The organism is uncultured Sphingomonas sp. (genome assembly GCF_964235535.1).
Taxonomy (GTDB): Bacteria; Pseudomonadota; Alphaproteobacteria; order Sphingomonadales; family Sphingomonadaceae; genus Sphingomonas.
Map to the genome: position 1 here is coordinate 50,023 of NZ_CAXSBH010000012.1, position 19,778 is coordinate 69,800.

General features: G+C 68.8%; 23 protein-coding genes and 1 pseudogene. 5 read left to right on the plus strand and 19 right to left on the minus strand.

Features of this window, described 5'->3' with window-relative positions:
* The 6 genes from ACFE7F_RS06015 to ACFE7F_RS06040 form a co-directional block, all read right to left on the minus strand.
* Window positions 1-1,713, minus strand: coding sequence for a peptidoglycan D,D-transpeptidase FtsI family protein (locus ACFE7F_RS06015; protein ID WP_375402940.1), 1,713 nt, complete (start codon window positions 1,711-1,713; stop codon window positions 1-3).
* The gene (locus ACFE7F_RS06020; RefSeq protein WP_375402941.1) at window positions 1,710-2,399 is read right to left on the minus strand and encodes a hypothetical protein; all 690 of its coding nucleotides are present in this window, start codon (window positions 2,397-2,399) and stop codon (window positions 1,710-1,712) included. The genes ACFE7F_RS06015 and ACFE7F_RS06020 overlap by 4 nt, the downstream gene beginning before the upstream one ends.
* Window positions 2,396-3,334: a 16S rRNA (cytosine(1402)-N(4))-methyltransferase RsmH gene (rsmH, locus tag ACFE7F_RS06025; protein ID WP_375402942.1), complete on the minus strand. Its 939-nt coding sequence runs from the start codon at window positions 3,332-3,334 to the stop codon at window positions 2,396-2,398. The genes ACFE7F_RS06020 and rsmH overlap by 4 nt, the downstream gene beginning before the upstream one ends.
* Window positions 3,331-3,831, minus strand: coding sequence for a division/cell wall cluster transcriptional repressor MraZ (locus ACFE7F_RS06030; RefSeq protein ID WP_375402943.1), 501 nt, complete (start codon window positions 3,829-3,831; stop codon window positions 3,331-3,333). Before ACFE7F_RS06030 ends, rsmH begins: the two co-directional genes overlap by 4 nt.
* 253 nt (window positions 3,832-4,084) lie before the next feature.
* Window positions 4,085-4,372 (minus strand): hypothetical protein, encoded by a 288-nt coding sequence (locus ACFE7F_RS06035; protein WP_375402944.1) that lies wholly within the window; start codon window positions 4,370-4,372, stop codon window positions 4,085-4,087.
* 45 nt (window positions 4,373-4,417) lie between these two features.
* Window positions 4,418-5,389, minus strand: coding sequence for a cysteine synthase A (locus ACFE7F_RS06040; protein WP_375402945.1), 972 nt, complete (start codon window positions 5,387-5,389; stop codon window positions 4,418-4,420).
* Window positions 5,390-5,520: 131 nt separating this feature from the next.
* Here ACFE7F_RS06040 and ACFE7F_RS06045 point away from each other — a divergent pair, with 131 nt between their 5' ends.
* Genes ACFE7F_RS06045 through aat form a run of 3 tightly spaced genes read left to right on the plus strand, consistent with a single transcriptional unit; the run spans window position 5,521 to window position 7,421 of the window.
* Window positions 5,521-5,901 (plus strand): hypothetical protein, encoded by a 381-nt coding sequence (locus ACFE7F_RS06045; RefSeq protein WP_375402946.1) that lies wholly within the window; start codon window positions 5,521-5,523, stop codon window positions 5,899-5,901.
* A 40-nt stretch (window positions 5,902-5,941) separates the two neighbouring features.
* Window positions 5,942-6,661 (plus strand): ParA family protein, encoded by a 720-nt coding sequence (locus ACFE7F_RS06050; protein ID WP_375402947.1) that lies wholly within the window; start codon window positions 5,942-5,944, stop codon window positions 6,659-6,661.
* 10 nt (window positions 6,662-6,671) lie between these two features.
* Complete coding sequence (gene aat / locus ACFE7F_RS06055) at window positions 6,672-7,421, plus strand: leucyl/phenylalanyl-tRNA--protein transferase (protein ID WP_375402948.1); 750 nt, start codon at window positions 6,672-6,674, stop codon at window positions 7,419-7,421.
* A gap of 35 nt (window positions 7,422-7,456) precedes the next feature.
* Here the strand turns inward: aat and ACFE7F_RS06060 are convergent.
* The 5 genes and pseudogenes from ACFE7F_RS06060 to ACFE7F_RS06080 form a co-directional block, all read right to left on the minus strand.
* Window positions 7,457-7,900 (minus strand): annotated as a pseudogene (locus ACFE7F_RS06060) (DUF2155 domain-containing protein); the annotation flags it as partial.
* The gene (locus tag ACFE7F_RS06065; RefSeq protein WP_375402963.1) at window positions 7,897-8,289 is read right to left on the minus strand and encodes an NADH:ubiquinone oxidoreductase subunit NDUFA12; all 393 of its coding nucleotides are present in this window, start codon (window positions 8,287-8,289) and stop codon (window positions 7,897-7,899) included. The pseudogene ACFE7F_RS06060 and the gene ACFE7F_RS06065, both read right to left, overlap by 4 nt.
* A 41-nt stretch (window positions 8,290-8,330) precedes the next feature.
* Window positions 8,331-8,837: a DUF192 domain-containing protein gene (locus ACFE7F_RS06070; RefSeq protein WP_375402949.1), complete on the minus strand. Its 507-nt coding sequence runs from the start codon at window positions 8,835-8,837 to the stop codon at window positions 8,331-8,333.
* Window positions 8,834-9,400, minus strand: a complete 567-nt coding sequence (locus ACFE7F_RS06075) for a cold-shock protein (RefSeq protein WP_375402950.1) — start codon at window positions 9,398-9,400, stop codon at window positions 8,834-8,836. Before ACFE7F_RS06075 ends, ACFE7F_RS06070 begins: the two co-directional genes overlap by 4 nt.
* A 63-nt stretch (window positions 9,401-9,463) precedes the next feature.
* Window positions 9,464-9,994, minus strand: coding sequence for a regulatory protein RecX (locus tag ACFE7F_RS06080; RefSeq protein WP_375402951.1), 531 nt, complete (start codon window positions 9,992-9,994; stop codon window positions 9,464-9,466).
* 124 nt (window positions 9,995-10,118) lie between these two features.
* Here ACFE7F_RS06080 and ACFE7F_RS06085 point away from each other — a divergent pair, with 124 nt between their 5' ends.
* Both ACFE7F_RS06085 and ACFE7F_RS06090 read left to right on the plus strand, forming a co-directional pair.
* On the plus strand, window positions 10,119-11,885 hold the full coding sequence (locus tag ACFE7F_RS06085) for a fatty acyl-AMP ligase (protein ID WP_375402952.1): 1,767 nt from the start codon (window positions 10,119-10,121) through the stop codon (window positions 11,883-11,885).
* A gap of 98 nt (window positions 11,886-11,983) precedes the next feature.
* Window positions 11,984-14,338, plus strand: a complete 2,355-nt coding sequence (locus ACFE7F_RS06090) for a putative bifunctional diguanylate cyclase/phosphodiesterase (protein WP_375402953.1) — start codon at window positions 11,984-11,986, stop codon at window positions 14,336-14,338.
* Window positions 14,339-14,341: 3 nt separating this feature from the next.
* On the opposite strand, the gene ACFE7F_RS06095 is transcribed toward ACFE7F_RS06090, so the two are convergent.
* From ACFE7F_RS06095 to ACFE7F_RS06130, 8 genes are all read right to left on the minus strand, one after another.
* The gene (locus ACFE7F_RS06095) at window positions 14,342-14,692 is read right to left on the minus strand and encodes a DUF3140 domain-containing protein (protein ID WP_375402954.1); all 351 of its coding nucleotides are present in this window, start codon (window positions 14,690-14,692) and stop codon (window positions 14,342-14,344) included.
* A 37-nt stretch (window positions 14,693-14,729) separates the two neighbouring features.
* A complete protein-coding gene (locus ACFE7F_RS06100) occupies window positions 14,730-15,221 on the minus strand; it encodes an MAPEG family protein (protein WP_375402955.1) in 492 nt (163 codons plus the stop codon).
* Window positions 15,218-16,480 (minus strand): amidohydrolase family protein, encoded by a 1,263-nt coding sequence (locus ACFE7F_RS06105; protein ID WP_375402964.1) that lies wholly within the window; start codon window positions 16,478-16,480, stop codon window positions 15,218-15,220. Before ACFE7F_RS06105 ends, ACFE7F_RS06100 begins: the two co-directional genes overlap by 4 nt.
* Window positions 16,481-16,520: 40 nt before the next feature.
* Entirely contained in the window at window positions 16,521-16,937 is a 417-nt protein-coding gene (locus ACFE7F_RS06110) for a ribose-phosphate pyrophosphokinase (protein ID WP_375402956.1), read from the minus strand.
* A gap of 259 nt (window positions 16,938-17,196) precedes the next feature.
* On the minus strand, window positions 17,197-18,591 hold the full coding sequence (gene lpdA, locus ACFE7F_RS06115; protein WP_375402957.1) for a dihydrolipoyl dehydrogenase: 1,395 nt from the start codon (window positions 18,589-18,591) through the stop codon (window positions 17,197-17,199).
* On the minus strand, window positions 18,584-18,973 hold the full coding sequence (locus ACFE7F_RS06120) for a hypothetical protein (protein WP_375402958.1): 390 nt from the start codon (window positions 18,971-18,973) through the stop codon (window positions 18,584-18,586). The genes lpdA and ACFE7F_RS06120 overlap by 8 nt, the downstream gene beginning before the upstream one ends.
* Window positions 18,970-19,311 (minus strand): acyl-CoA thioesterase, encoded by a 342-nt coding sequence (locus ACFE7F_RS06125; RefSeq protein WP_375402965.1) that lies wholly within the window; start codon window positions 19,309-19,311, stop codon window positions 18,970-18,972. The genes ACFE7F_RS06120 and ACFE7F_RS06125 overlap by 4 nt, the downstream gene beginning before the upstream one ends.
* A 44-nt stretch (window positions 19,312-19,355) precedes the next feature.
* Window positions 19,356-19,556, minus strand: a complete 201-nt coding sequence (locus tag ACFE7F_RS06130; RefSeq protein WP_375402959.1) for a hypothetical protein — start codon at window positions 19,554-19,556, stop codon at window positions 19,356-19,358.
* Window positions 19,557-19,778: the final 222 nt, after the last annotated feature.

Consider the following 19,778-nt stretch of genomic DNA (forward strand, 5'->3'; position numbering starts at 1 on the left):
TCATTCGCCATGCCCGCCGCTCTCGCCCGGCGCGCGCCACAGCAGCGGCATGACGTCGCTTTGGTCGACATCGACGTGGTCGTCGGGGATTACGCCCAGGATCGCGCCCGTCCGCGCGATCACCCGGCTGACGACCGGCGCGGCGGTGTAGGCCGCCGTGGTCTGGAACTGATTGGCCTCGACGCGCTTCGGCGAATCCATCATCGCGATCACGACATAGCGCGGCGCGTCCATCGGGAACGCCGCGGCGAAGGTCGATACGTTCGCGTTCGATGCGTACCCGCCGCCCTGCGCGACCTCGGCCGTCCCAGTCTTGCCGCCGACGCGGTAGCCCGGAGCCTCACCCTTGCGGCCGGTGCCCTCCTGCACGATCAGCCGCATCATCTGCCGCATCCGCCGGCTGGTCTCCGCGCTGATTACGCGCCGGCCCTTGGGCGCGCGACCCGGCTCGACCTTCAGCAGGGTAGAGGGTCGCCAGACGCCGCCGTTGATCATCGCGGCGTAGGCGCTCGCCAGATGCAGCGGCGTCACCGCGATTCCATGGCCGTAGGCGGTCGTCATCACCGTCGTCCGGGCCCAGAAGGTCGGCCATAGCGGCCGGCCCTTTTCACGCAGTTCGATATCGGGCTTGGTGTCGAATCCCAGCCGCCGAAACATCGCCTGCATCCGCGCCGCGCCGATCTCGTCGGCCATGCGCGCGGTGGCGATATTGGACGAATGAACCAGGGTCTCGGGAATATTGAGCCACCGGCCTTGCGGATGATCGTCCTTGATCCTGAACCGCCCCACCTGGAGCGCGCCCGTCGCGTCGAACCGGCGCGACAGGTTCGCGACCCCGGTCTCCAGCGCGATCGCGGCGGTGATCACCTTGAAGGTCGAACCCAGCTCGTACACGCTCTGGGTATTGATGTTGCGGAGTTCCTCCGTGCCCGCCATGCCGACCCGGTTAGGGTTGAACACGGGTAGCGACACCATCGACACGACCTCGCCCGTGTCGACATCGAGCACCAGCCCCGCCGCCCCGCGCGCGCCATAGGCCGTCATCGCGCGGCCGAGTTCCGACTCCATCGCCGCCTGGACGCGCGTGTCGATCGACAGAGCGACCGGCTTGCCGTTCAACGCCGGGTTGGTCAGCCGCTCGTCGAGCACACGCTCCATCCCCGACATACCGTGGCCGTCGGTGGACAGGAAACCGAGCGCATGCGCCGCCATCGTCGATTGCGGGTAGAGCCGCTGCGTTTCGCGGTCGAATACGATCGCAGGCTCGCCGATCGCGTTCACCGCCTCGACGAGCGCGGGCGACGCGCGCCGCTGGAGATAGGTGAACGAGACATCGTTCGTTAGCAGCCGGTGGAAATACGCCTGATCGCCCCTGTCCGGCATCAGCTCGGCCAGCTTCGTCGCGATCTCGGCCGGGTCGCCGATCAGCTTCCTGGGATGCACCGCGATCGTCCAGGCGTCGATCGTGCGCGCCAGCGGCTGGCCGTTGCGGTCGACGATGTCGCCGCGCGGGCTCCGCTGGAGCATTCCCGCCTGCGTCTCGCCGCCCGACATCAGCGCCAGCATCGCCAGCCGGCCGATCACGAGCGTCACGCCGGCCGCGAACAGCAGCATCAGCATCATCAGCCGCATATGCGCGACCGCGACCAGCGCATGACGCTGCCCGGCGGTGCGGCGGCCGGACGCCAGCGGGCGGGCCAGCACCAGGGTCAACGGCGTCCCGCCTCGTCGCGGGCGCGGGAGGTCAGGTCGGACAACAGGTCGCCGTCGAGCATCGCCACGCGCTGCGGCTTGGCCGAAGGACGACGCTCGGTGGAGACGGAGGCGGAGTCAGACGCGACCGCCACCGACGCCTGCGGTCGGACCAGGTCCGGCCGCGCAATCCGTTTGGGCGCGGACGCGACCATCTTGGCGGTCGTGGCCGCCTTTGCGACGACGAATGCTATCCGCTGTCGGGCAGGCGTCGGCGTGGATGCGGACGCAACCGGAACCCGTGCTGGGATCGATGCGACCACCACCGGTGCCGCGATCGGCTCGATCGCGGGCATCGACGGCACTACCAGCGCCGCCGTCTTCATCTCGGCTCCGCTGAGCGGCGCGGGCCCGTCGAAGCGCACCGACGCCAGTTGGGCCTCATGCCGAACGAACTGGCCCGCGACCGGCGCGGACAGCGCCAGGATGTCTCCGTTCCACCGTTCCAGCTGCTGCAGGTTCGCGCGCGTGTCGAACTCGGTCTCGAGCGCGCGGATGTCGCGTTCGGCGGTGCGGATGCGGCCGTTCAACGCATCGAGCTTGTTCCGCTCGGACGCGACCTGAAGCGAGACCAGATAGAAGCCCAGCACGATCGCCGTGCAGCTCGCGAACCAGCCCAGCCCCTTGAACCTGTATGCCGCGGTCATATGCTCTTCTCCAACCAGGGCGCGGCAGCACTTCGCCGCGCCGTACGCAAAGTCGCCGACCGCGCGCGGGGATTGCGCGCCAGCTCGGCCTCGCCCGCCTTCACCGCCGGCCCGATCTTCTCGAAGCTCGCCGCCGGGCCGCCTGGCCCTTGCGGCAGGTGGCGCGAGCCGCCGGGCGCAGCGCCCGACCGGTCGCGCAGGAACCGCTTCACCAACCGGTCCTCGAGCGAATGGAACGTGACCACCGCCAGCCGTCCGCCGGGCTTGAGCACGCGCTCGGCCGCTGCGAGCCCGTCGGCCAGCTCGCCCAGCTCGCGGTTCACGTGGATGCGGATCGCCTGGAAGACGCGGGTCGCCGGATCCTTCTTATCGTGCGGCCTGTGCCCCAGCGCGCGGCGCACGACGGTGGCCAGCTCGCCCGTGCGCGTCAGCGGCCGCGCCTCCACGATCGCGCGCGCGATCCGCCGCGATTTGGGCTCCTCGCCATAGGTGTAGATGACGTCGGCGATCGCTCCCTCGTCCGCGTCGTTCAGGAAGTCGGCCGCGGTCGGTCCCTCCCGGCTCATCCGCATGTCGAGCGGTCCGTCCGCCTGGAACGAAAAACCTCGCTCGCCCCGGTCGAGCTGCATCGACGATACGCCGATATCCATCACCACGCCGTCGACGGGCGCGTCGATCCCGCGCTCAAGCCCGGAGAAGTCGTCGTGAACGAGACGCAGGTCCGACTCGGCCTCCAGCGTCCGACCGTCCGCGATCGCGTCCGGATCGCGGTCGAACGCGATCACCGCCGCGCCCCGCCCCAGCAGCGCGCGCGTATAGCCGCCCGCCCCGAAGGTCGCGTCGACCATGACCTCGCCGGGGACCGGCGCGAGCGCGCCCACCACCTCGTCCAGCAGCACGGGGACGTGCGGGGCGCCGTTCGTGTCGGGGCTCAAAACGCGATCCCCTTTTCCCGGCAATGGTACCGGCAGGCGGACACCATCGCCGGCGCGACGCCCGGCGTGGCGAGCAACGTCGCGGGATCCCAGATCTCGATATAGTCGAAGGTGCCCCAGAAGAACGCGTTCTGCCCGATCCCGGCGTGGAATCGCGGAAAGCCGGGCATGATGAAGCGGCCCGACCCGTCGAACGGCACGGCCTCGCCGTTCGCGCCGCCACGCTTGATGTTGGGATCGATCTTGCCGTCGGCCCCGCGCGACAGTTCGGCGCGGCGGTCGAGCTCGACCTTCAGCTCGGTGAGGTAGGCGGGATCGTACGCCATCAGGCACGGCTGGTCCTCGTGCACCGCGACGATGATGGTTCCGCCATCCTTGCCGTCGGGCCGCGGCGCGTTCTCGGCCAGGATCGAACGGAGCGCGTTCGGGATGGAGACGCGACCCTTGTCGTCCACCAGCCCGAGCCCCCCACCCTGATACAGACGCCTGTCCGACACGCCACCCTCACATCCGGGAGGCGCACGACCCATCGCATTCGGCCCGCGACCTTCGCCGCGATCCGCCCCTGTCTCCAGCGAACGATGAGTCTGCCCCGTTGTGATTTGGGTGTACCAATCACCCCATCGGGACGCAACGGGAGATTACGGGATTTTTGGGGATAACTATCCTAATGTGGATTGATCGGCCGTCGTCCGGGACACAGCGCACACCCATCGTTCTTTTTTCGGGATGCCGGCTTCGGTGGCCGACTCAGCGGCCTTTCGCGTTCTCCGCCGCATCGACGCTGGCCGATCCGGGCGCGACGCCGAGATCGGCCAACGGCTCCTCCGACTTGTTCAGGACCGTCTCGTCTGTCGTCGCCAGGTTCGCGACCACGGACGCGTTGCTGCCGCCCGCAGCCTCCGGCGCTCGGTCGTCACGCACACGACCCAGGATGACCGAGGCCAGCCCGATCAGCAGGATGATCGCCAGAAGCCCGATCGTCCCGACCCGGACCCGCTGCGCCGTCTGCGATTTTTCATCGGCGAACCGTTTCATTTCGGCGACGAGCCTAGCCCGATGTCGAGCGACTGTCGATCCGCGTCAGGCGGGGAGCCCCTTGGCCGCCCGCCATTCGGGGTCGTGCAGCGTCGACAGATAGCGGAAGCCCGTGTCGCACAGGATCGTCGCCACGCGCGATCCGGGCCCCAGTTCGCGCGCCAGCCTGACCGCGCCGGCCACGTTGATCCCCGCCGACAGGCCCAGGCACAGCCCCTCCTCGCCCAGCAGCCGCTTGACCCAATCCCACCCTTCGGCATCCGACACCCGGAACTGCGTGTCGACCGGCGCGCCTTCCAGGTTGCCCGTGATGCGCCCCTGCCCGATCCCTTCGGCGACCGAGCTGCCCTCGCTCCGAAGCTCCCCGTGCGCGTAATAGTCGTACAGCGCCGCTCCGTCCGGGTCGGTGAGCGCGATCGTCACGCGATCGTCCTTGGCCTTCAGTCCCAGCCCGACCCCCGCCAGCGTTCCGCCCGTCCCGACCGCGCAGGTGAAGCCGTCGATGCGGCCGTCCATCTGCGCCCAGATCTCCTCGGCGGTCCCGACGATGTGCGCGCGGCGGTTGGCGACGTTGTCGAACTGGTTGGCCCACACCGCCCCCGGCGTCTCCTCCGCCATCCGCCGGGAGATGTGAACGAAATGGCAGGGCGACGAAAAGGGCGCGGCCGGCACCAGCACCAGCTCGGCGCCCAGCGCGCGCAAGGTGTCCATCTTCTCGCGGCTCTGCGTCTCGGGCATGACGATGATTGTCTTGTACCCCTTGGCGTTCGCGACGAGCGCGAGGCCGATGCCCGTATTTCCGGCCGTTCCCTCCACGATCGTGCCGCCGGGCAGCAACGCCCCGCGCGCCTCCGCATCCTCGACGATGAACAGCGCCGCCCGGTCCTTCACCGACGCGCCCGGATTGTTGAACTCGCATTTGCCGAAGATCTCGGCCCCGGCCGCCTCGCTCGGGCTCTTGAGCCGAACGAGCGGCGTGTTGCCGATTAGCGCGAGCGGGTCGGATAGGATGGTCATGGTCCGCGCCAATGACGCGCGCTTGCATGCTCGGCAAGGCAAGTGCTCACCGCCGGGCTAAAGCTCGGCTTGCGCGGGGTCCGCCGCCCGGCTTGACGAGTGTTAACGCCTCCGCCAAGCGCCGCCGCGTCATGAAAACCATCCTCCTCCCCGTCGCCGTCGCCGTCGCCTTTGCGCTCACCGGCTGTCAGCAACCCGCCCCCGAGGTGGTCGACACCAACCCCGATCCGATGGCGAACCAGCTCGCCGCCGCCCCGCCCGTGGCCCTGCCGCCTGCGATCAAGGCGGAGAAGACGCTCCGCTGCAAGGACAACAGCCTCGCCTACGTCACCTTCTTCCAGGGCGATGCCCAGGCGTTCGTCCGTACCGAGGAGGGCGGCGCGCCGACCACGCTGCGCGCACCCGCGGCGGGCCAGCCGCTGGTCGCCGAGGGCGGCTGGTCGCTGACCGGCGGTCCCGACACGGTCACGCTCGCGCAACCCGGCAAGCCCGCCCAGAGCTGCCGCGGCTGAGGCTTGCGCGCGGGCCGACGGCGCGGCACGGTCGGCCCGCATGGCGACGGTTGCGATCTATTCCCTGAAGGGCGGCGTGGGCAAGACCACGCTGGCCGTCAATCTGGCCTGGGCGTCGGCGGTCCGCTCCGCCCGGCGGACGTTGCTGTGGGATCTCGATCCCCAGGCCGCCGCCAGCTGGATCCTGTATGACGACCGTCCGGAGAACCGGCGGCGCGACCGCGCGCAGGCCGTGTTCTCGCGCGATGTCGAGCCCGCCCGGCTCGTGCGGCCGACCGCCTATCCCGGGCTGGACCTGCTCCCGGCCGACGCGTCGTTGCGCGGGCTCGACCACCTGCTGCACGATCTCGACAAGAAGAAGCGCCTGGGTCGCCTGATCGACGCGCTGGACCATGACCGCGTCCTGCTCGACTGTCCGCCGGGCCTGACCGAGACCGCCGATCAGGCGATGCGCGCCGCCGATCTCGTGCTCGTGCCCGTGGTGCCGTCCGCGCTCTCGACGCGTGCCTACCGGGAGGTAATCGACCACTTACGCGGCCGCACGCCGGTGCTGCCCGTCCATTCGATGGTCGACCGCCGCCGCCGCCTCCATGCCGACGCACTCCGCGCCGAGCCCGACTGGCCGGTGGTGCCGATGGCGAGCGGGGCGGAGGCGGCCGCCGCCGACCGCGTCCCGATCGGGGCGTTCGCGCCCCGCTCGGCCGCCGCGCTCGCCTTCGTCGAGGTATGGCGCGCGGTCGAGCGCCGCCTCGCCGCTTGAGCAACGTGTTTTGAGCGTACGCGCGGTCCCGCTCGACCCCGATCTGGTGCTCGGCGCCTACGCCGTGGGCGTGTTCCCGATGGCCGACCACCGCGATGCCGCCGGCGTCCACTGGGTCGAACCGCGCCGCCGCGCGGTGCTGCCGCTGGACGGCTTCCACCTCTCGCGCTCGCTCCGCAAGGTTGTGGGCTCCGACCGCTTCCGCGTCACCGCCGACCGGGCCTTCGCCGAAGTGCTAACGCTATGCGCCGAGGCGGTCGACGATCGGCCGGAGACGTGGATCAACACGGACATCGAGCAGGTGTTCCTGCAGCTTCACGCGCGCGGCTTCGCGCATTCGGTCGAATGCTGGGACGGCGACCGCCTCGTCGGCGGCCTTTACGGCCTGGCGCTCGGCCGCGCCTTCTTCGGCGAGTCGATGGTCAGCCGTGCGACGGACGCGTCGAAGGTCGCGCTAGCCTGGCTCGTCGCGCGGCTCCGGGTCGGCGGCTTCACTCTCCTCGATTGCCAATTCCAGACCGACCACCTCGCCACACTGGGTGCGGTCGAGATCGGGCGCAAACGCTATATCGAGTTGCTGGGTGCAGCGCTCTGCGGCGCGGACGAACGCTCGCTCGCGCTGTCCGGCGCGGGCGCGGGCGACTTCCGCGCCCTTGATCGGCTGGGCGTCCCAGCCGTCGCCGCACCCGGGTCGAGCGCCACCGTATCCGCGCCGCTTTCCGGAAAAACGGTCGCGCAGCTTTTAGTCCAGACGTCGTAGACGGGATGCTGGACGACGTTCAGCCCGGGCCGTTCCTTGTACAGCCACCCCGAGAACGCGCGCTTCCACCGCTGATCGGCCTCGCGCACGTCGAACTGAACGAAGGCTCCGGTCAGCTCCTCCGCCTCCCAGGGGGCGGTCCGCTCGCACGCTCGCAACCGCACGACCGTATCGCCCAGCCGCACCGCCTGCCCGGGCCTGAGCGTCACGTCGCGCGCCAGACCGTTGCGCTTGTTGAGCAGTCCGAGCACCGCCACGCGTTCGCGCATCGGCGTCGAACCCGTATCGATCGCCTGCGCCTCGCCGGCCGCGACCGTTTCGACCTCGCCGATCACCTCGCCGCCTTCAACGGCCTCGTCGGGCGACGTCCGAATAGCGGCAGGAGCGTCGCCATCGGCAAGCGTCCGGTAGCCGAGCCATCCACCCGCCCCGATGACCGCCGCCGCGACCAACGCCGTCGCGGTAGTCCGCCTGTTCATCCCTCCGGCGTCCAGGCTTCGTAATCGCCCGTTACCTCGGCGCGCTTGCCACCCTTCTCCAGCGCACCCTGCGGACGATAGGCGAGCGGGGTGCCCGTCATGTTGGGCGCCATGGGCTTCTGCCATGCCCGCGCGGGCGGCATCGATATGTCGGGCACGCCGTCAAGTTGATGATGAAGCCAGCTGAACCATTCGGGCGGCACGCGGCTGGCGTCGTTCGATCCCTGGTAGATCACCCAGCGTTGGTTACGCCCGTCGGTGCGCGGCGCACCCTCGTAATAAACGTTGCCGAGTTCATCGTCGCCGACCCGCTTCATGCTGCGCAACCCAAAGCGCGTACCCAGCGTAGCGCCGTTCCACCAGGTAAAGATCGATGCGAGAAAGCCCATTTGGCCACGCTTACCCGGCTTGAAGGCGTCCTTCAACCGCGTCACCGCCCGGGAGCCGGCCACTCTACCCGGTCCCCCTCGGCCACGCCCAGTTCCGCCATGCGCCCGCCCGGAACCTCCAGCACCGCCGCGATCGGTTCACCGGACGGGACCGGCGCTTCGGACAGGGGCACGGTGTTCTCCGCGATCCGCGCGATCGTGCCGTCGGCTCGGATGAAGACGATGTCGAGCGAGGACGGTGTGTTCCGCATCCAGAAGCTCGCCTCGCGCGGCGGCCCGCCTTCGGCCGGATAAGGCGCGAACAGCATTCCGCCATCCGGCTTCAGGTCCGTCCGGTACATCAGCCCGGCGGCCTGCTCGGGGACGTTGTCCGCCAGCTCGACCCGGAACCGGTGCGGGCCCGACGCGGTCCTGACCGTGACTGGCACCAGATCGGATGCGGTATCCGCTCCCGTTCCCGAACTCATCTCGCCCTGATCGCCGCACCCGGCAATCACGAGAGCGCCGACCACGGGGGCGGCGAGCACCGCCCACCAAGAGCGCCTCATTCGTCGCCTTCGACGGCGACCGCCAACGGGCCCTTGCGCCCCTCGACGACGCGCGCGCGCATCGGCTGGTCGGGTTCGACCGCCATCATCCCCGCACGGCGCAGCGTTTCCATGTGAACGAACACATCGGCGCCGTCGCGCTCACGGACCAGGAAGCCGTACCCTTTCAAACGGTTGAACCATTTGACCTGCATCGGCTCGAACGGCCCGGCGGCCTCGATCAGCGCGACCGGATCGACGCGGTCGCCCGACGGTTTGGGACGCGGCGGTTCCGGCGCGGCGGTCGAAAGGTCGACGGCGGTGATCTCTCGCGCCTGGAAGCCGCGATCCCTCCGGACGATCATCGCCTCGATCCGCGCACCTTCGGGCAGGCTGCGGCGACCCAACGCCTGCAGTACGGAGAAGTGGATCAGCACGTCGCCGACCGCCGGATCGTCCGCGACCACGAAACCGAAGCCGCGCGTCACATCGAACCATTTGACCACGCCCGCCGCGCGCAACGCGTCGTCCTCGCCGCCGATCACGGCGTGCGGCTCGTCGGCGGCGGAGGTCAGATCACCCATGCGTCAATCCCTTGGGCGTCTTTGCTAGCCACACCCCGTCGTGCTTGCAACAAAGCGGATCGCTTACCGCAACTCGTCGGGATCGAGGTCCACGCCCGGGGGGGCGTCGACGATGCGTTTGGCCAGATCGTAGCCATGGCCCGCGCGCGCCATCGCCGTCAATTGCTTGACGCGCTGCTCCCGGTCGGCGGGAGCAGCGGCGAACGGGCCGATCCGTTTGCGCCGCGCGAAGGCCAACGCGGCCTCGGGCCCGCGCTCCTCGATCTGCGGAGCTACTATTTCGGCGTCCTCGGCCCGTACGCGCGCATGGCGGAGCACGTCCGCGACCCGTCTCGCGCCCAGGCCGCGTCTGCCCATCGACCGCGCGCGCGCCTCCGCAAAGGCGAGGTCATCCACATAACCGAGCTCCGCCATCCGCTCGGCCAATGCGTCCGGATCGGCGGGCTCCCCCTCCCAGCCCCGTTCGCGAATCTTTCGGCGGAGATAATCGGCCAACCGCCCCCGCGTCGTCGCGAAACGCTCGACATAGCGCAACGCCAGCCGGTTGAGCTTGGGGCCGTCGAGCGGCGGGATCGGACGGCGGTCGGGGCGCATGCGTCATGTTTGTGCCACACTGACATCGGACTCCGCCAATCGAAAACATGACGGGTGCCTGCGTATCGGCGTTGACCAAGCTCGAACACACGACCGCGCGCGGGGCCAGAAGGAACAACCGGGTATGACGATCGAGCAGCCGGCCGGGAACAAGTCGCTTAAGCCGACACCGACGGCGGACGACCTTCCTCGCCGCTTCGCTGATTTCGAGACGCTGGGCGCGGCGCTCGACTATGCCGCCACCGGTGCGCGGGGCCTGAACTTTCATGATGCGCGCGGCGTGCTCGACCGCGCCTACCCCTATGCCGAGCTGCGCGCGGACGCGTTGGCCGGCGCCCGGCGGCTGCTCGCGGCGGGCGTCGCGCCCGAAGCCCGCGTCGCGCTGATCGCGGAGACCGGACCCGAGTTCGCCGCCCTGTTCTTCGCGGTCGTCTATGCGGGCGCCTGGCCCGTCCCACTGCCGCTACCGACCTCGTTCGGCGGCAAGGACGGTTATATCGACCAGCTCCGCATTCAGTTGACCAGTTGCGACCCCGTTCTCCTGCTTCACCCGCCCGAGCTCGGCGAAATGGCGGGCGAAGCCGCTCGCCTGAGCGGTGTACCCGCGATCGATTGGGCCGAACTCGCCGCCCGCCCCGCGCCGGACACGCCGCTGCCCGTCGCGAGCCCGGACCAGGTCGCCTATCTGCAATATTCGAGCGGATCGACGCGGTTTCCGCACGGTGTCGCGATCACGCACCGCGCGCTGCTCAACAACCTGGCCGCGCATAGCCATGGCATGGAGGTGATCGACACCGACCGCTGCGTATCTTGGTTGCCCTGGTATCATGATATGGGACTGGTCGGCTGCTTCCTGTCACCGGTCGCCAACCAGATGTCGACCGACTACCTCAAAACCGAGGATTTCGCGCGCCGCCCGCTCGCTTGGCTCGACCTGATCAGCCGCAACGCCGGCACCAGCATGTCCTACTCGCCCACCTTCGGCTACGACATCTGCGCCCGGCGTATGTCGAGCCAGACCCGCGCGTCCGACCGCTTCGACCTGTCGCGTTGGCGCGTGGCGGGGAACGGCGCGGACATGATCCGCCCCGACGTCATGCAGGCCTTCGTCGACGCGTTCGCGGGCGCCGGCTTCAAGGCATCGTCGTTCCTTCCTTCGTACGGGCTCGCCGAGGCGACGCTGGCGGTGTCGATCATGCCGCCGGGCGAGGGCATCCGCGTCGAGCTGGTCGAAGAGACCGAGCTGTCCGGACGCGAGCCCGGGGTGGCGAACGACAACGCGCATCCCCGTCGTTACCGCGCGATCGTCAATTGCGGCCGCCCCGCCCGCGATATGCGCGTCGAGGTTCGCGAGGAAGACGGTGCACCGCTGCCCGAACGCGTCATTGGCAAGGTCTGGTGTTCGGGGCCTTCGGTGATGGTCGGATATTTCCGCGATCCCGACGCGACCGCCGCCTGCATGGCGGACGGCTGGCTGGACACGGGCGACATGGGTTATCTGTCGGACGGCTATCTCTATATCGTCGGCCGCGCCAAGGACATGATCATTGTCAACGGCCGCAACCACTGGCCTCAGGATATCGAGTGGGCCGTCGAGCAGCTGCCCGGCTTCAAGGCGGGCGACATCGCCGCCTTTGCGATTACCACGCCCGGCGGCGAGGAGACCCCCGCCGTCCTCGTGCAGTGCCGTAGCTCGGACGAGGACGAGCGCGGGCGTCTGCTCGGCCAGATCCGCGAACGGGTGCGCGCCGTCACCGGCATGAACTGCGTGGTCGAGCTCATCCCGCCGCGCACCCTCCCCCGCACCAGTTCGGGCAAGCTCAGCCGAACCAAGGCGCGCAACCTGTATCTGGCGGGAGAGATCAGGCCGTATGAGGTGCGCGCGGCCTGAACATTGCAAGATGGCCATGGAGCGGATCACGCGGTCGACGACGTGAGCGGAACGTCACGCGAACGATTCGCTAACCATTTGCCGTTACGCCCGTCGGGGTGACCACCGAAGTGACCCCCGCCGCCGCCGTCCCGGTCGACTTCCGCACCCTTGTGGGTTTGCGCGAAGGCACGGATCCGGCTGAATGGGGTCGCATCCGCGCTACCCAGCTCCAGGCGGGTCGCGATCTCGCGCTGTTCCTGCTCGGCGCGAACCTGATCGCCACCGCCGTCACCGCCGGCCTGTTCGCGCAGGCCCTGCCATTGTGGCTGCTGGTCGGCTGGAGCGCGACCGCGTTCCTCGCCGCGGTCGTCGTCGCGGTTCGTCGCCTGCGCACCCATCACGAGGACGGCGGTTACGCCTCGCTGCGCGAGTTGCGGGACACGGCGTTCGAGGGAGCCGCGCTGGCGATCGTCTGGTCGATCCCGCCGCTGCTGTTCGCCGAGCCCGGCACCGCCTCTGCGTATGGTCTTTGGATGGTGCTGTCGGTCCTGATGACGGCGGGCGCGGTCGCGATGGCGCCGCTAGCCTTATCGACGCTCGCCTTCGTGGGCGGGGTCGGCGCGACGGTCGCGATCACCGTCAGCCTGTCGGGCGCCTACGCCGCCGGTGGCGCGACCCTGCTGTTCACCGTACTGCTGATGCTCGGCTGCGTCACCCGCGCGCGATCGCTGGTGATCATCCGCGCGAACCAGCTGGCGCTCGCCGAGCGCGACGAGACCGTCAGCTTACTGCTCCGCGAGTTCGAGGAGGCGGGCGCGGACTGGCTGTGGGAGACCGACGCCTCCCGGCGCGTGATCAAGGCCTCGCCGCGTTTCGCCTTCGCCTGCGGGCTCGACCCCGTTACCATCAACGGCATGCCGTTCCTTCAGGTCCTCGCGGGCCCGGGCTGGGAAGCGGGGGCATTCGCCGCGGGCCTGCGCGACCTGGCCGAGAAGCTGAAGGCGCGCGACAGCTTCCGCGACCTGCGCCTCCCCGTCAGCGTCGGCGGTGAGGAGCGGTGGTGGGAGATCGCCGCATCGCCCCGCTTCGACGAGCGCGGCGCGTTTTGCGGGTTCCGCGGCGTCGGATCGGACGTGACGGAGCAGCGCGCGTCGGCCGACAAGATCAACCGCATGGCGCGCTATGACACGCTGACCGGCCTGCCCAACCGCCTGCTGATCAACGAGACGCTGGCCCGCGCGATGGCCGACGCCGACAAATGGAACGGGCGCTGCGCGTTCATGATGATCGATCTCGACCGGTTCAAGGCGGTCAACGACACGCTTGGCCATCAGCTCGGCGACCGGCTGTTGTCACGGGTTTCGGAGCGTCTGAACCAGCTGATGAGCGCCAACGAGCTGTGCGGCCGGCTGGGCGGTGACGAGTTCGCTGTGGTCGTCCGCGACGCGGGCGATCTGGTCGCGGTCGAGAGCTTGGCCGAACGCATCATCCAGACGCTGTCGCGCCCCTACGAGGTCGACCAGCACACGCTCTATGTCGGTGCCAGCGTCGGCCTCGCCTTCGGGCCGCGGGACGGGCGCACCGCCGAGACGCTGATCCGGTCGGCCGACCTCGCGCTGTACCGGTCCAAGGATGCGGGCGGCGGCAAGTACCACGTCTACGAACCGCAGCTGCATGTCGAGGCGGAGGAGCGCCGCCGGCTTGAGCTGGCGCTGCGCGTCGCGCTGGAGCACGGGCAGATGCATCTGCACTATCAGCCGGTGGTCGATGCGGAGACGGCCAAACTGACCGGGTTCGAGGCGTTGCTTCGCTGGACGCACCCCGAATACGGGCCGATCTCGCCGGTCAAGTTCGTGCCGCTGGCCGAAGAGACTCGCCTGATCGCGCCAATCGGGGAATGGGTGCTGCGCACCGCCTGCCACGAGGCCGCGCGCTGGCCCGCCGACATCCGCGTCGCGGTCAACGTCTCGCCCGACCAGCTTCACGATCCCAATTTCGCGACGGTCGTGACCTCCGCGCTCGCGACCAGCGGCCTGCCCGCCGACCGGCTAGAGCTGGAGGTGACCGAATCGGTGTTCATGCGCGAGGGCACGGGCGCGGTGCGGACGCTGGAGCGCATCCTCGATCTCGGCATCCGGCTGAGCCTCGACGATTTCGGCACGGGCTATTCGTCGCTCAGCTATCTGTCGCGGACGCGCTTCTCGACGATCAAGATCGACCGGAGCTTCGTCCAGGGCGCGTCCAAGGGCGTGCGCGAGGCGGTGGCGATCATCCGCGCCGTGGTCGCGCTGGCCAAGAGCCTGGGCATGGCGACCACCGCCGAGGGCGTCGAGACCGAGGGCGAGCATGCCATGATCAAGGAACTGGGCTGCTCCAAGGTCCAAGGATACTATTTCGGTCGCCCGCTGCCGGTCGAGGAAGCGCGAGGGCTCGCCAACCAGCGGCGGTGGAACGATACGGCGGCGGCGTGACCTTTACTTCAGCGGGTCGTGGCCCCAGTTCATGAGCGAGTAGCGCCAGCGGGAATGCTCGACGTCTTCCTTGGGCCCGCCCTCGGCCAGGTGGCGGTGGACGTACCCCACCACCTTCTTCATGTCCGCGAAATCCTCGTCGGTCAGCTCCGCCTTCTTCTTGCCCAGGATGGCGACGATGCGCCCGCCCTGCTTGTGGCCGACGCTTTCGCCGTCGCCTTTCCCGTCCGGCCCCTTCCAGCCGACCTCGCCGCTTTCGTCGGTCGCGAGCCACTTCTCCAGCGCGGCGGAGGTCATGTTCACCGCTTGCGTGAAATCGGCTTGCGTCTTGGCATGGTCGTCGGTCGCGGGCATCGGGTGTTCCTCCTGTCCGGCCAACGCCGCGTTCGCGTCAGAGTTGCGCCATCAGCCCCGCATGGAGCGCATACAGCCGCGAGCCCGCCAGCGCGTCGACGAAGAAGCCGATCCACATGGCGGCCAGCACCGCGACCGAGGCCAGGTACACTCCGAACCGCGCCGTGACGACGTTGGGGCCGAGATGGATCAGGCTGTGCGTGGCGCGCAGAATGACGAACAACCAGGCGAGCGCGAGCTGCGCGGTCGTCACCTGCCGGAACATCAGCAGCAGCGGCACCAGCGCGAAATACAGCACCGGCATCTCGAACAAATTGGCCAGGTTGTTCGCCGGGAGCGCGACCGGCTCGAAATACCGCCCCGCCGCATCGCCGCTGGCGAAGGTCTCGCGCGTGGGCGGATTGCGCTTGATATGGCCCAGCCGTTTGACGATCAGCGTCAGCCAGACGGCGAATACGAGTGCCACCAGCGCGAAGGTCGGCCATAGCAGCGAGAAGGGGGACAGTCCGGCACCGGTGTCGGGCATCATCGCACCCGCTCCCCGCCCTTGATGACCGCCACCGGTCGTTCCAACAACGTCACGTCGGCCAACGGATCGCCCGCGACCGCGACGATGTCGCCATACGCACCCACCCGGATCGCGCCCACGTCACCCGTTCGTCCCAGCGCCCGGGCGGCGTTGGTCGTCGCCGATCGGATCGCGTCGATGGGGGACAGCCCAAACCGCACCATCACCGCGAACTGCCGGGCGTTGTCGCCGTGGGGATAGATGCCCGCGTCGGTGGAATAGATCATGCCGGCGCCGGCCTTCGCGGCCGCGCGGAAGTTCTCGCGCTGTAGCGTGCCGACCGCGCGCTCCTTGGCGATGTTTTCGGGCAGCACGCCGTTCTTGGCACCCTCGCTCAGCGTATAATCGGTGTTATACACGTCGAAGCCCAGCCACGCGCCGCGCTGTTTGGCGAGCGCGATCCCTTCCGCGTCGATGAAGCTGACATGCTCGATCGTGTCGATGCCCGCGCGGATCGCGGCCTTGATCCCGTCCGCGCCGTGCGCGTGGGCGGCGGTCTTGAGCTTCCAGAAATGCGCCTCCTCAGCGACCGCGCGCAGTTCCTCCTCGCGCAGTTGCTGGACGCCGGGCGCGGTATTGCGGCTGAACACGCCGCCGGTGGCGCACACCTTGATCGCCTCCGCGCCGTATTTGCGCTGTTCGCGGACGCGCTTGCGGAGTTCCTCGGGCGAGTCGCCCATCGCGGGCGACTTGCGATCGTAGGAGGGCGGCAGGAATGTCTCGTCGCAATGCCCGCCGGTCGCGCCCAGCGCATAGGCGACGGGCACGATGTGAGGGCCCTCGATCCACCCCTCCTCCACCGCCTGCTTCAGCCCGACATCGGCGTAGTTGTCCGAGCCGACGTTGCGCACCGTCGTGAAGCCCGCGCGCAGGGTCCGGCCGGCGTTGCCCGCGCCTTGCGCGACCCAGAAGCTGTCGGTGAACTGCAGCCCCGAATAGCCGCCGTATTTCGGGTTGCTCGTCAAATGGACGTGCATGTCGATCAGCCCGGGCAGGATCGTCGCCTCGCCCAGATCGATCCGCTTCGCGTCCGCCGGGATTTTCGGTCGCCCGCCATTCCGAGTCACCACGGCCGCGATCCGCCCGTCGGTGATGACCACCAGCGGATCGTCTAGCAGCCGCCCCGTTTCCACATCGAGCATGCGCCTGGCGGTGACCACGACCGTTTCGGCGAGCGCGGGCGCGGCGGTCGTCATAGCGACGACTACAACCGCGATCATTCCCGATTTGCGCAAACACCTACTCCCCGTATCGACCGGACTATTCTGGTGAAGGAAAGTGCGGTCCCTTGTCCAGCGCCGCATTCGCGCGGTCCCGCCACCAATCAAACGCCGCCGCCTGCTCCTCAGCAACGAAAGCACGGGCCGCCGGGCCGGTCCAGTCGCTCTCCCACCCCATCGCGGCCGCGCGCCAGCCCGCCCACCAGCCTTGGCCGGGCAAGCCGTCGGACTCGCGCACGACCAACACCGCCAACCCCGGCTCGCCGCGTTCGGCCCCGTCCTGGTCGATGCGGTCGAGCGTGCGGCACAGCGCGCGCATCTTGGGCCGGGAGAAGGCGAGCCCGAGTCGGGCTAGGAACGCGGAATAGCTGATCGCCTCCCCAGCCCGCGCCGAGTCGACCAACAGCGAATGGACGAGGGCCACGTTGGCGATGGGCGATTCGGGGGCGTCTTCCATGGCCGAAGGTAACGAAGGTAACGCTATTTCACCTTTTCGAGCGTCCCCGCCTTTGGTCGATAACGACGGGAAAGGCGCGGAAGCGCGGGTCATCGCACGATCCAAGTACGCGATGTCCAACATTGCCAGCCTCTGCGTGACAGGCTGACTCTTCGTCCGTCACCCCGGACTTGTTCCGGGGTCCATCGTTGTCCGCGCTCCCAAGCCATCGGGTGCGTACAACGATGGATGCCGAAACAAGTCCGGCATGACGGTTGGGTCAGAAGTGAATGGCCCGCCCATACGCGCCCAGCACGCTTTCATGCATCGCCTCCGACAGGGTCGGGTGCGCGAAGACGGTTTCCATCAGCTCGGCCTCCGTCGTCTCCAGCTGGCGCGCGATGACGTAGCCCTGGATCAGCTCGGTCACCTCCGCCCCGACCATATGCGCGCCGAGCAGTTCGCCCGACGCCGCGTCGAACACCGTCTTCACGAAACCTTCCGCCTCGCCCAGCGCGATCGCCTTGCCGTTGCCGATCATCGGGAACTTGCCGACCTTCACCTCGTACCCGACCTCGCGCGCCTTGGCCTCGGTCATCCCGACGCTCGCCACCTGCGGGCGCGAGTAGGTGCAGCCGGGGATGTTCGCCGTGTTCATCGGGTGCGGGTTCAGCCCCGCGATCGCCTCGACCGCGACCACGCCCTCGTGGCTCGCCTTGTGCGCCAGCCAGGGCGCGCCCGTCACGTCGCCGATCGCCCACACGCCGTCCACGTTGGTGCGGCCGTAGGCGTCGGTCTTGATGTGCCCGCGCTCGGTCTCGACGCCGAGCTGCTCCAGCCCGATCTCCTCGGTGTTGGGCACGATGCCGATCGCGACGATCGCGTGGCTGAATCTCTCATCCGCGACTTTCCCGTCCTTCCCCTTGATCCGCGCGACGACGCCGTCCGGCCCGGGCGTCAGCGCCTCCAGCGCCACGCCCGTGCGGATCGCGATCCCGTTCTTGGTCAGCTGCTTCTCCATGAAGGCGCTCACCTCCTCGTCCTCGACGGGAAGGATGCGGGGCAGCATTTCGACGATCGTGACCTTGGCGCCCATGTCCGAATAGAAGCTCGCGAACTCGACCCCGATCGCGCCCGACCCGATCACGAGCAACTCGGTCGGTATCACGGGCGGCGTCATGGCGTGGCGATAGGTCCAGATGCGCTCCCCGTCCGACCTGGCGAAGGGCAGGTCGCGCGCGCGCGCGCCGACGGCGACGATGACGTTCTTCGCCTCGATCTCGGTCGTGCGGTCGCCCTGGCGGACCGACAGCTTGCCCGGCGCGGTGAGCCTGCCGACGCCGTCGAACACCTGGACCTTGTTCTTCTTCATCAGCCCCTTGACGCCGGCGTTGAGCTGGCCCGCGACCTTGCGGCTGCGCTCGACGACCTTGCCCAGATCGAACGACGCGCGCTCGACCGACAGGCCGTAGGCGTCGGCATGAGTCATGTAATGATAGATCTCCGACGACCGCAGAAGCGCCTTGGTCGGGATGCACCCCCAATTGAGGCAGATGCCCCCCAGCCGCTCGCGCTCGATAATGGCGACGGACATTCCCAACTGCGCCGCCCGGATCGCGGCGACGTACCCGCCGGGGCCGGAGCCGAGGATCACGAGGTCGAAGGTGTCAGGCATGTTTAAGTGTTTTCCCGAAGAGACGATCGATTAAGAGCCAGAGTAGAGTTGCAAAAATCGCAAAGACGACAGGATTAACTCCCAGTTTCGTGGCTACCGGCACCGAGCGTGCAGCAAACCAGGTCAGCGTGCTATTGCAAGCTATCACAATGACAGGAGCGAAGTTCGGCAGCGCGCGCCGGGCAAGCGCCTCAGCCGGTATCATCACCACGATGATGCCGAACAGCGCCGATGCGAATATGAACGGGAATACCAGATAAAAATGGAGCATCACGTTAAAAGGACGAAGGCTGAACATCGTCGCTCGCGTCAGGACTGCGAATAGCCCCGTCACGAGAGCCGCGATCAGAATCGCGCCGATCCGGCCGCGGTACATGCTCACCCCGCCATCCCCGGCACCCGGCGCGGCTGGCGGTCCTCGCCGATCGCGACGAAGGTGAAGCGCGCCTGCGTCACGCGGTAGCAGTCGTCCGAATGCCGCCCCCTGCGCCACGCCTCGACCTCGACAGTCATCGACGTGTTCCCGGTGCGGACCAGCGTGGCGTAGACCGACAGTTCGTCGCCGACGAAGACGGGGCGGTGGAACTTCATCTCCTCCGTCGCGATCGTCACCGCGCGCCCGCCGCAATGGCGCGACGCGACGGAGCCGGCCGCGAGGTCCATCTGCCCCATCAGCCAGCCGCCGAAGATATCGCCGTACGGATTCGAGTCGGCGGGCATGGCGGTGACGCGGATCGTCGGCGCTTGGGTTGGCGGAAGCTCGCTCACGCGCCCGCCCGGTCCCGCGCCCAGGCGCGGCGGAGCGGGGGCACGTCCATCAGCACGGCCGCGAGCATCGCCAGCCCGCCGCATGTCCGGATCACGTCCGCGCCGAGCGGATAGCTCCACGCGCAGGCCCAGGTGAGCGCGAAGCCGGCGAGGAGGCCGAGCGCGAGGAAGGACAGTTCCGTTGCGGTACGCTTCACGAGAACGGGCAATCCCTTCCCGTCACCCCGGACTTGTTCCGGGGTCCATCGTTGTCCGCACTCCCAAGCCGAAGGGTGCGCACAACGATAAATGCCGGAACTAGTCCGGCATGACGAAGGGGGTGACCCGCGCTCACGCCAGCATCCCCAGCGGCCGTTCGCACAGGCCCTTGAACGCCTGCATCAGCGCCGCGCCGTCCGCGCCGTCGATCGCGCGGTGGT

Bases quoted from the DNA above. Each gene is read 5' to 3' on its own strand.
- ACFE7F_RS06020 (WP_375402941.1), bottom strand. From the start codon at position 2,399: ATGACCGCGGCATACAGGTTCAAGGGGCTGGGCTGGTTCGCGAGCTGC.
- ACFE7F_RS06035 (WP_375402944.1), bottom strand. From the start codon at position 4,372: ATGAAACGGTTCGCCGATGAAAAATCGCAGACGGCGCAGCGGGTCCGG.
- ACFE7F_RS06040 (WP_375402945.1), bottom strand. From the start codon at position 5,389: ATGACCATCCTATCCGACCCGCTCGCGCTAATCGGCAACACGCCGCTC.
- ACFE7F_RS06045 (WP_375402946.1), top strand. From the start codon at position 5,521: ATGAAAACCATCCTCCTCCCCGTCGCCGTCGCCGTCGCCTTTGCGCTC.
- ACFE7F_RS06050 (WP_375402947.1), top strand. From the start codon at position 5,942: ATGGCGACGGTTGCGATCTATTCCCTGAAGGGCGGCGTGGGCAAGACC.
- ACFE7F_RS06065 (WP_375402963.1), bottom strand. From the start codon at position 8,289: ATGGGCTTTCTCGCATCGATCTTTACCTGGTGGAACGGCGCTACGCTG.
- ACFE7F_RS06070 (WP_375402949.1), bottom strand. From the start codon at position 8,837: ATGAGGCGCTCTTGGTGGGCGGTGCTCGCCGCCCCCGTGGTCGGCGCT.
- ACFE7F_RS06075 (WP_375402950.1), bottom strand. From the start codon at position 9,400: ATGGGTGATCTGACCTCCGCCGCCGACGAGCCGCACGCCGTGATCGGC.
- ACFE7F_RS06080 (WP_375402951.1), bottom strand. From the start codon at position 9,994: ATGCGCCCCGACCGCCGTCCGATCCCGCCGCTCGACGGCCCCAAGCTC.
- ACFE7F_RS06085 (WP_375402952.1), top strand. From the start codon at position 10,119: ATGACGATCGAGCAGCCGGCCGGGAACAAGTCGCTTAAGCCGACACCG.
- ACFE7F_RS06095 (WP_375402954.1), bottom strand. From the start codon at position 14,692: ATGCCCGCGACCGACGACCATGCCAAGACGCAAGCCGATTTCACGCAA.
- ACFE7F_RS06100 (WP_375402955.1), bottom strand. From the start codon at position 15,221: ATGATGCCCGACACCGGTGCCGGACTGTCCCCCTTCTCGCTGCTATGG.
- ACFE7F_RS06105 (WP_375402964.1), bottom strand. From the start codon at position 16,480: ATGATCGCGGTTGTAGTCGTCGCTATGACGACCGCCGCGCCCGCGCTC.
- ACFE7F_RS06110 (WP_375402956.1), bottom strand. From the start codon at position 16,937: ATGGAAGACGCCCCCGAATCGCCCATCGCCAACGTGGCCCTCGTCCAT.
- lpdA (WP_375402957.1), bottom strand. From the start codon at position 18,591: ATGCCTGACACCTTCGACCTCGTGATCCTCGGCTCCGGCCCCGGCGGG.
- ACFE7F_RS06125 (WP_375402965.1), bottom strand. From the start codon at position 19,311: ATGCCCGCCGACTCGAATCCGTACGGCGATATCTTCGGCGGCTGGCTG.